The 8,516-nt window shown below is 42.9% G+C and carries 6 protein-coding genes; 1 reads left to right on the top strand and 5 read right to left on the bottom strand.

The features are described from left to right. Positions 1 to 496: 496 nt before the first annotated feature. The 5 genes from LN893_RS14455 to LN893_RS14435 form a co-directional block, all read right to left on the bottom strand. Positions 497 to 1,663, bottom strand: a complete 1,167-nt coding sequence (locus LN893_RS14455) for a ribonuclease D (RefSeq protein WP_229971246.1) — start codon at positions 1,661 to 1,663, stop codon at positions 497 to 499. Between the two features lie 126 nt (positions 1,664 to 1,789). Beyond that, the gene (locus tag LN893_RS14450) at positions 1,790 to 2,020 is read right to left on the bottom strand and encodes a hypothetical protein (RefSeq protein WP_229971244.1); all 231 of its coding nucleotides are present in this window, start codon (positions 2,018 to 2,020) and stop codon (positions 1,790 to 1,792) included. Between the two features lie 268 nt (positions 2,021 to 2,288). After that, positions 2,289 to 4,016, bottom strand: a complete 1,728-nt coding sequence (locus tag LN893_RS14445; RefSeq protein WP_229971242.1) for a M28 family metallopeptidase — start codon at positions 4,014 to 4,016, stop codon at positions 2,289 to 2,291. Between the two features lie 75 nt (positions 4,017 to 4,091). Continuing rightward, positions 4,092 to 4,577 carry a very short patch repair endonuclease gene (locus tag LN893_RS14440; RefSeq protein WP_229971240.1) on the bottom strand — a complete coding sequence of 162 codons (486 nt, stop codon included), beginning with the start codon at positions 4,575 to 4,577 and terminating at the stop codon, positions 4,092 to 4,094. A 71-nt stretch (positions 4,578 to 4,648) separates the two neighbouring features. Further along, complete coding sequence (locus LN893_RS14435; RefSeq protein WP_229971238.1) at positions 4,649 to 4,939, bottom strand: hypothetical protein; 291 nt, start codon at positions 4,937 to 4,939, stop codon at positions 4,649 to 4,651. Positions 4,940 to 5,652: 713 nt separating this feature from the next. On the opposite strand from LN893_RS14435, the gene LN893_RS14430 reads away from it, so the two are divergent. Further along, entirely contained in the window at positions 5,653 to 8,412 is a 2,760-nt protein-coding gene (locus LN893_RS14430) for a 2-oxoglutarate dehydrogenase E1 component (RefSeq protein ID WP_229971236.1), read from the top strand. Positions 8,413 to 8,516: the final 104 nt, after the last annotated feature.

The raw sequence follows: 8,516 nt of genomic DNA, 5'->3' as shown, positions 1-8,516 counted from the left end.
ACCCAGCGGAAACGTAGCGGCAGCATAGGGGACGGCGGGGGAATGTTCTGAGGGTGAAGACTGGAACAGTAGCCTAAATCTGTTCTTGAAGGCTTGTCAAAGATAAACCAGGAAAACGACACCGCTCGGTACAAGCAGTAGGTTGAGGAACGATTGAACCTATAAACAGGAAAGGGAGGTACTGAGTACCTCCCTTTCCTGTTTATTATATAGAGTAGCTATCGGACTGCTTTCCTGTATCTGTTTAAGCTTTTCTACCGGCTATGGCTGTATAAAGCTCGTCTTGCTTTAAGTACTGATTTGCTAAGGCTCGTAATTCCTCAGCGCTTGTGTTTCTGATGGTATGGAGGAAATTGCTGTAGTGATCGTGCGGCAAGTCGTAAAGCGTTATTCTTTTATTTAGTTACGCTTAGTCATGAAGCAGCATGGTTCAACTTTATATGTATGATAACCTTCTATAGAGGGAAAACAGAATGGTGATAAATCTGGAATGTATTTATATAATCTCTCCGGGTAAATTGATGCCTAGTTCTGAGGCTGTTTCCATTATTATAGAATAACCATATTTTTTGTGGCAGCGAATATTACCTGTTTGGCTGTATTCTCCAATAAGGCTTTGGGTAATTACCAATCTAGAAGCATTTTCACCATATTTTTCCACAATACGCTTCTGCACTTGGCTTAGCTCATCCTTTCGTTGCTCAGTTTCTGCTGTGCGCACAGGGCGTTGGCCTCTGAAATCAGGATAATCATGACTAATATTTTCTTCTTTAGCTTTTTCTTTAGCTTGCTTCAGAGCTTTTGATAAAAGCTTTTCATTTGGCTGCCTCTTCAGTGCTCCATGAATGCCTTTAGTATGGTTAAGCCATTCATGTAGGTCTACGTTCGGATTATTGGCTAAATCAACCAAGGCATCGTTCGGAATAACATAGGGAGCTGGCTTATTAAGTTTCTGCCCCATTTCGTCTCTAAAAGAGTACAGGTCTTTTAAGAGGAACTGTTGATAGTAATTCAGCTTAAAGGCGTTTTTAAGCTTTAGGTGTGGGTTATTAGCTTCAGAATATTCTATTCTTTCGAGTAAGTTATTTTCTTCTTCTAACCAATGCAGGCGGTCAAGCTCCTCAATTTTCTTTACCAGTCTTTCTTTCACCTGATGGAGGTATATAACATCAATAGCAGCATAGACTAGCTGTGCCTCTGTTAATGGACGCTTGTTCCAGTTGCTTGATTGCTGAGACTTATCTATTTCCTTGTCGAACTCTTCCTTGAGAACTGTTGCTAAAGATGAGCGCTCATAGTTAAGAATCTTAGCAGCTACATCTGTGTCCATCACATTTCTGATGTTACAGCCCAATTTGTTCAGTAGTAGTATATCGTTGTTAGAATGATGTATAATTTTGGTTATGGATGGATTCTCGACTATTTCAAAAATAGGCGACAAGTCTTCAAAAGCAAACGGATCTATGATGTAACAAGTACCGTTGCCATCAGAAATTTGTATAAGGCAAAGGTTAAAACCGTAAGTAAACCTGTTTTGATCAAACTCTAGATCTAGCGCCAGTTCTCTGCTTCCAGAAAGCTTGGCTGCAACGTCCTGTAGCGCTTCTTCTGTCTCAATCAACCTTATGGTTGTGCCGTCGTAGGATAAAGCTTTATTTTCCATTGCTTAAATTTAAAACTATTATACCACAACAACGATAATTTTGGTTTCTTTTCCCAGCCAAAGCTAATGCATAAAAAAAGAGCCACTGCCTAAGCAGTGGCTCTTTTTGTTTAAAGTTTATGTATGTTACTGAATCTCCTGCTCAGGTACACTATCTCCTAAACCATCATTTACTGTAGTGTCCTGTACGGTTGTAGTGTCATTTTCTAAGTCATTACCCATGTTCATATCCGAATCCATTTCGTTTTCCATAGGGGTTGTAGTCTCTGCCTCAGTTGCACTATTATTTTCGCTGCCGCAAGCAGTGAATGCTACAAAAGCAAAAGCTGCAAAGGCTAATTTTATTGTCTTTTTCATAATTTTATCATTTTGTATGACAAATAAATTTTGTACTTATTTATACGCGAAATTCTTGCAGTAGGTGTAAAACGATGTATAAAATTGTTCATTTTGAAGGTAATGGATAATATGATAGTGTGAATGGTATCTATAAAATGATAAGAATGGCATTAAGGAAGTTCTACCTGAATTGTCAGAATAGGAGGAATTAAACTTTCTATACAAATAGTATAAAACAAAGGCTCCTGCATTTGCAGGAGCCTTTGTAACTAGCAAAAGCTGTTGGTTACTTAGCAGAAAGCATGGCATCACACTTGGCTTTAAATTCTGTGCCTTCCTTCCATTCTGGATACTGTTTTGTATTGGCCACACGATAGCCCACGCGAAAAAACAATTGTAGGTCTTCTACAGCACCAGCAAGGTTCCAGTCATCTTTTACCTCATCACTTAGTTTATGGTAATCGTTTGTAGTATAGTTTTCATTCCACTTTTGCACATAGTCTGCTGGCTGATTACGAGCTACAACACCAGATTCGGCATAAAGGGCGGGAACGCCTTGTTTGGCAAATTCAAAATGATCGGAGCGGTAGAAGGAGCCGTTTTCAGGTGTAGCCTCTGGTACTATTCGCCTGTTCTGGCTCTTTGCCTCAGTCGCTAATATATCCTCTAAAGTAGAATTACCATATCCTATTACTATTACATCTTCGGTAGGTCCATATGCATTAAGCACATCCATGTTAATGTTAGCAAGTGTTTTATTTAGCGGGTACAGCGGGTTGTTGGCATAATACTTTGAGCCCAGCAGTCCTTTCTCTTCAGCTGTAACGGCCAGGAAAAGTATAGAACGTTTCGGTTTTGTAGGCATTTCGGCATAAGCCTCTGCTAATTCCAGCAAACCTGCAGTACCTGTTGCATTGTCTAAAGCGCCATTATATACTTGGTCGCCTTTCAAGTTCGTGTCTTTTCCTAAATGATCCCAGTGGGCAGAATAAACAACATATTCGTCTTTCAGTTCAGGATCAGAACCCTCTAGCTTAGCTATTACATTTTTTGATTGTACTTCGCGCAGGGTATTTTTGATGTTAAAGTTTGCCTTAGCATTTAACGGAACGGGACGAAAATCTTTTTTTAGAGCGGCCGCCTTTAATTGCTCTAAGTTTTTGCCTGTAGCAGCAAGCAACTGTTTTGCTTTTTCGGATGTAATCCAAGCTTCTACGGCGGCAAGCCCCATATTCTTATCTGGATTATTGATGTCGAAGTTCTCGCGGCTCCAGCTTCCTGACACAACTTCGTATGGGTAACCTGCAGGACCAGTCTCATGCATAATAATAGCAGCGGCGGCACCTTTTTCTGCTGCTATTTCATATTTATAGGTCCAACGGCCATAGTAAGTCATGGCTTTGCCGCCAAACATGCTGCTGTCTAAAGCTGTGGTATTTTTCGAGTCGGGTATAGGGGGATCATTTATCAGCATCACAATAGTTTTGCCTTTAATATCTAAACCTTTGTAGTCGTCCCAGCCATATTCTGGGGCCACAATGCCGTAGCCCACAAACACCATTTCAGAATTATTAACATCAATGGTAGGTACAAACCTGCGCGAAACGGCAACATAATCGTTCGGGAACTCCAGGTTTATAGTTTTACCTCCTGCGGTAAAAGATGCTTTGGGCTGTGCCGTAAAACCAACCATCGGCACATTCTGTACAAAAGTGCCATCAGGGTTGCCAGGCTGTAAGCCAATCTGCTTAAACTGACGCGTCAGGTAATTAACAGTTGAGTCTTCGCCTGCTGTGCCTGGGCCTCGACCTTCAAAGGCATCGGAAGCTAAAACCTTTGTGTGGGCCAGTAGATCTTCTGTGTTGATGCTTTGTAGGGCTGATTGTAGATTCGTGCTATCAGCGGGTATGGCAGTAGATTCTTCTTCTGATTCAGCTACTGCCCTAGAGCTTTCGTTGCAACCGAGCAAGCAAATGCTTAAACCTGCTGCTAAAAATATGTGCTTCTTTATCATAAACATGTGGTTAAACTGTCCTAAGATAACAGTTTTTTACAAGCTTATGCAACAGGAGGAAGTGCCTTGGCTAGCCTAGGCGGCTACCTGCCAACTGGCGGGCACGCCACGATGAAGCTCTTTCATGATGGTTAAAAAGCTTTCCAGATTCTGATAAAGTTGGCATTCCCATACCACAATTCGTTGCCAGCCAGCTTCGCGATACAACTGCCTATAGCGTTCATCACGCAGCTTATTGCTATTGAACTTATCTTGCCAGAAACCTACATTGGTTTTAGGTAGAGGAGGTTTGCAGTAAGGGCATTGGTGCCAGAAACAACCATGTACAAACACAGCCAAACGTCTGCCTGGGTAGCAGATGTCAGGTTTGCCTGGTGCGAAAGGCCAGTGTATTCTGTAGCCACGGAGGCCCGCATGCCATAAAGCTTTGCGCAGCAAAATTTCGGGTTTCGTGTTTTTTGCTTTGTTGCCGCGCATATAGCGGCTTATTTTCTCTTGGGCTGTAAGCGGAGCCGAAAGAGAAGCAGGTTTATAAGCTTTACGTTTTTTTACTGTAGGCAAGTTTGTACTAGCTTTTCTGATGCCACTATAACAGGCATAAAGAAAACTTAGTGCCGAAAGGAAGAGGAAACTCAGATACGGTAGTAAATACGCGTCATAGAATTATCATAGGGATCGTAGCCAGGTCGTTTTTTGCAAAAGCGTTGCTCTAAGAGTACGAGGTTTTGCATGTCATTTAGCAGGAAACATTTCCATTGATTAGTTGCCGACTCAGCACCAGCTGTTTCAATTTGCCAGGCACAAAGGCAGTCCTGGTTGTTTTTGTTTTTACCTAACAGGTGTGGCTCCACCACAAATGTTTCTCCGCTGTAGCTGAACTGAATAAGCAGCCTAGCTCCAATTGCCTTAGATAATTCTTCCAACAGATAGCTGTACATAGCAGTAATGATTAAACTGTTAAACTGTAAGCGTTACCTTTTCACATAGCCAAGGGCCTTACAAGTTGCCTTCTTGGGTTTTATAAATGTATATCTATATATTAAGTATAAACAGGAAAATCAGTAAGCGAAAGTAACATACAAATCTATTTGTAAGTACCTGCTGAAATTGTTCTTGAGAGTTCAAAAGGCTGTTTTGGATGAAGATTAAGCGTTTGAAGGTAACATTTCCCAAAACATAAAAAATACCTAATAATAGGTATAGCTTTTACATTCGGCAAACGTAGCTCTTAGTGGTGGTTGCGGATATAGGCAGTGTTATAAGAACGAATCTGTAGAATTATTTATAGCTTATCTCTGTCTCAGGCCAATAGAGTGGCTATTCCTGTACGCTATGTTATAAGTAAATTTAACCTGCTCCTGATTTTACTCGTTTACCTATCTATAAAACCAAAAGTGCAACAAATGCCTATCTTGTATTCTTCAATGGCCTATCAAACTGAAATCCTAATTCGAGTCAGAAATACCTTACAGGAAGTTTTAAACCCACTTAATAGTTGTGCCACCTAAGAATAAATAATATATTTAATGGGTGAGGTGATAAGTGTTGAATTTTAGGCGTATTCGTTTATGCGGTTATGCGGCTTTTTATTGACTGAATTACCTCCTACCTTTGCTTTTATACAGTAGTAATCTATATGGATAAATATACCTATATCGCTAACGCCCACGGAGCCTACATCGATGAGTTATACAAAACTTATCAGCAGGATCCAGAGTCGGTGGACTTTGGATGGCGTAAATTTTTTGAAGGCTATGAATTTTCAAATGCCTACAGTGAAAACGGACATGACGATTCAGATGTAGCTTTGGCGACTCCCACTTCAGGTGGTGCAGTAGCGCAGGGCGAGTCTGAGAAAGAGGTAGCTGTACGAAACTACATCTATGCCTATCGTAGCCGCGGCCACTTGCGTTCTAAAACTAATCCAGTTCGTGAGCGCAAAGACCGCAAGGCATTGCTCGATCTGAAAGACTTCGGATTAACTGATGCTGACTTGGATACAGTATTTCAGGTAGGTGAGGTTATTGGAATAGGACCAGCTAAGCTTCGCGATATAGTAGCTGCTGTGCAAAAAATATATGAGGGCCCAATCGGCTACGAATATATGTATATTCGTGATCCAGAGGTGCTAACGTGGTTGCAGCAAAAAATAGAAAAGGAGTTCCTGAAGTTTAATCCAGGTCTGGATTATAAGAAGCGCATCCTTTCTAAGCTGAACGAGGCTGTTGTGTTTGAAAACTTCCTGCACACAAAGTTCTTAGGCCAAAAGCGCTTCTCTCTGGAAGGTGGCGAAACAACTATACCTGCCCTGGATGCCATCATCGACAAAGCTTCTGAGCTTGGTGCTAAAGAGGTGGTGATAGGTATGGCACACCGTGGCCGCCTGAACGTGCTGGCCAACATCATGGGCAAGACCTATGAGCAGATCTTCTCAGAATTTGAAGGTACGGCTGTGCCAGATCTTACTTTCGGAGACGGTGACGTAAAGTACCATATGGGCTTCTCCTCTGAAGTAGATACACCATCAGGAAATAAAGTTAACCTAAAGCTGGCGCCAAACCCATCGCACCTGGAGGCAGTTAACCCTGTAGTAGAAGGCTTTGTACGTGCTAAAATTGACTGTATGTACGACCGCGATCCTAAGCAGATCGTGCCGATTCTAATACATGGTGATGCTGCTGCTGCTGGACAAGGTATTGTATATGAGGTAACTCAGATGTCGAAGCTGAAAGGCTACCAGACAGGCGGTACTATCCACTTCGTGATCAACAACCAGGTTGGTTTTACAACAGACTTTGAAGACGCTCGTTCTTCTATCTACTCTACAGATGTTGCCAAGATTATAGATGCGCCAGTACTGCACGTAAATGGCGATGATCCTGAGGCAGTAGTATTTGCGGTACGTCTGGCAACAGAGTATCGTCAGAAGTTCGGCAACGACATCTTTATTGATATGGTGTGCTACCGTCGCCACGGCCATAACGAGGCAGACGAGCCGAAATTTACGCAGCCACAGCTGTACAACATCATTTCGAAGCACCCGAACCCACGCGAAGTATATAACAAGCAGCTGATCAGCCAAGGCGAGATTAATGCAGAACTGGCGCAGAACATGGACAAAGAGTTCCGTCAGATGCTGCAGGACCGTCTGGATCTGGTGAAACAGCAGCCGCTTCCTTATAACTATCAGTCTTTGGAAAAAGAGTGGCATGCCTTACGCCGCTCTACACCAGAAGATTTTAACCAGTCGCCAGAAACAGGAATTTCTGAAGAGGTGATTGAAAAAGTAGGTAAAACTCTTTCTTCTGTTCCGCAAGGCTTTAAACCGCTGAAGCAGATCGAGAAGTTGTTGAAGGATCGTAAAGACATGTTCTTTGAGAGCCGCCAGTTAAACTGGGCTGCCGCTGAGTTGTTGGCTTATGGTTCTATTCTGGCTGATGGTAAGATTGTACGCCTGAGTGGTCAGGATGTGCAGCGCGGTACTTTCTCGCACCGCCATGCGGTATTGCGCGATGCCAACACCAGCGCGCCGTACTATAGCCTGAACCACATCCAGGATGATCAGAATAAAATGGAGATCTACAACTCCCTGCTTTCTGAGTATGGTGTGTTAGGTTTTGAGTTTGGCTATGCCATGGCAAACCCAAGTGCATTGGTTATCTGGGAAGCACAGTTCGGTGACTTTGCCAACGGAGCACAGGTAATGATAGACCAGTTTGTGGCGGCTACTGAATCGAAGTGGCAGCGTATGAACGGTGTGGTTATGCTGTTGCCTCACGGTTACGAAGGCCAGGGACCAGAGCACTCTAATGCCCGTCCTGAGCGCTTCCTGCAGTTGGCAGCCGAGAACAACATGTTTGTTACAAACATTACGACGCCAGCTAACTTCTTCCACTTTCTGCGTCGCCAGTTGGCCTTGCCGTTCCGTAAGCCAGCTGTAAATATGGCTCCTAAATCCTTGCTGCGTCACCCTAATGTGGTATCACCAATCGAAGAATTTACGAAAGGTGGCTTTAGAGAAGTGATCGGTGATGATTACGCAACTGCTAAATCGGTGAAGAAAGTGTTGCTGTGTACTGGTAAAGTATACTTCGATCTGCTGGAAGAGCAGCAGAAGAGCAAACGCAAAGATGTAGCCATCGTGCGTATGGAGCAGCAGGCTCCGTTCCCGAAAGTGCAGTTGGAGGCAGAGCTTAGCAAGTATAAAAATGCCAAAGTATACTGGGTGCAGGAAGAGCCTGAGAACATGGGTGCCTGGATGTACATCTTGCGTACCATGCGTAACGGTGTTGAAGATGTAGTGGCTCGTAAACCGAGTGCATCGCCTGCCACAGGTTACAATAAAATACACGCTAAAGAGCAACAAGAGCTGGTAGAAAGAGCGTTTGCGATTTAATTAGAGATTGAAAATTAGAAATTATAAAAGGAGAGGTAGCTACTGTAGGTAAACCTATTCAGCTTCCTCTCTTTATAATTCGTAATTCATAATTCATAATTCTG

This window comes from Pontibacter harenae (assembly GCF_020907245.1).
In the GTDB taxonomy this organism is placed as follows: Bacteria; Bacteroidota; Bacteroidia; order Cytophagales; family Hymenobacteraceae; genus Pontibacter; species Pontibacter harenae.
The sequence above is the reverse complement of the archived record's forward strand: the minus strand, read 5'-3'. Positions and strand labels throughout refer to the sequence as shown.

What these genes read in the sequence shown, in the direction of transcription:
- LN893_RS14455 (WP_229971246.1), bottom strand. Translation starts at nt 1,663, where the DNA reads ATGGAAAATAAAGCTTTATCCTACGACGGCACAACCATAAGGTTGATT.
- LN893_RS14450 (WP_229971244.1), bottom strand. Translation starts at nt 2,020, where the DNA reads ATGAAAAAGACAATAAAATTAGCCTTTGCAGCTTTTGCTTTTGTAGCA.
- LN893_RS14445 (WP_229971242.1), bottom strand. Translation starts at nt 4,016, where the DNA reads ATGATAAAGAAGCACATATTTTTAGCAGCAGGTTTAAGCATTTGCTTG.
- LN893_RS14430 (WP_229971236.1), top strand. Translation starts at nt 5,653, where the DNA reads ATGGATAAATATACCTATATCGCTAACGCCCACGGAGCCTACATCGAT.